The organism is Komagataeibacter europaeus LMG 18890 (assembly GCF_000285295.1).
Lineage (GTDB): Bacteria > Pseudomonadota > Alphaproteobacteria > Acetobacterales > Acetobacteraceae > Komagataeibacter > Komagataeibacter europaeus.
In genome coordinates, this window is sequence record NZ_CADP01000286.1 from 1 (window position 1) to 1,418 (window position 1,418).

General features: G+C 67.6%; 1 protein-coding gene. It reads right to left on the reverse strand.

What is annotated here, in order from left to right:
* Window positions 1-1,387, reverse strand: a 1,387-nt coding sequence (locus tag GEU01_RS21785) for an AAA family ATPase (protein WP_232272659.1), incomplete at its 3' end; no start/stop codon positions are given.
* Window positions 1,388-1,418 lie beyond the last annotated feature (31 nt).

Consider the following 1,418-nt stretch of genomic DNA (forward strand, 5'->3'; position numbering starts at 1 on the left):
GCTCCTTCGTGGCCGCCTGCTGCCAGCCTTCACGCTGCCGGCGCACGGCGGTGATTTCCACAGACCCGACCCGCTCGGCCACCGCCCGGAACGCACCACCAGCCTCGATCGCCTGCAACTGCTCGGGATCGCCCACCAAAACCACCTTGGCCCCGGCATCCCGCGCAGCTGAGAGCACCCGCTCCATCTGCCGTGACCCCACCATGCCGGCCTCGTCCACCACCAGCACGTCCCCGCGCTCCAGCAGGTCGAACCCACGCGCCCACGCACGCTCCAGGGAGGCCAGCGTCCGGCTCTCGATCCCGGACCCCGCTTCCAGACCTTCCGCCGCGATCCCCGACAGCGCCGCCCCGCGCACCCGGTACCCGGCCTCTTCCCATGCCGCGCGGGCGACACCCAGCATGGTGCTCTTCCCCGTCCCGGCATACCCGACCACCACGGACAGGTCGCGGGACTTCGTGACCTCGCCCACCGCCAGCGCCTGCTCGTCCCCAAGCCCGTCCCGCGCCATCGCCGCCCGACGCACCGCCAGCGGCACCGCATGCCCCTGGGACTGCCCCATCGCGAGCGACGCTTCTTCCAGACGCTGCTCGACCCCGATCATCGCGCGCGTGGAGAACCGCTCCCGCCCATGCCCGTCTTTCCCAAGGGCGACCAGCTCCGGACACGCCTCCACCCGAACCATGACAGCACTGAACTGTTCTGCATCCGCCGTATGCCGGTCCACGAACCGCGCCAGGTCCTGACGGGTGAATGTGCTCTGCTGTCGCGTCAGCGCCTCCAGCGCCACATGCGGCTCGGCCAGCAACCTTTCCCCATTGCGCCGTGCGATCTCCAGATGGTCGGCAACCCGCTCACACGGTTCACCGCGCTCCGGCCGGCGTGACCCTGCGGGTCCGATCTTGTTCTGTGGCTCAAGGTCGATCCCCTGTGCGGCAAACGACCGATGATCGATCCGCACATCCAGGTCCAGCTCGGCCAGCCGTTCATTGGCGAGCGATGCCCACCGCTCCCGCCACGTCAGCAGCAGATCCCTGTCATTCCACGAACGCTCTTTCGCACCGAACCCGATGGAAGGCAGACCCTGCTCCAGGCCTCCATGCCGCAACCGTGCCGCAGCAATCAGTCGCGCTGTTCTTCCAGACGTCGCAAGCGCTTCTCTAGCGTCGAGAGCTTCAGCAGGATGCCACGCTACGTCTCCCGGATCTCTGTCAGCAGACGGATCATGAGCTTGAGCGGATCGTCCTCCCCTTTCTGCTCCATCAGGTCCAGGATCCGGCGCGAGGTCATATGCGCCCCTGCCGCCTCGTTCAGGATGCGGGATTCCGTCTCGTCTTCCATGCACAGCCTCTCCGGTTCTGACTTCGATCCGCCGCGTGGACAGCATCACATGGGCATGGGGCTTCGCCTGTCCGTCT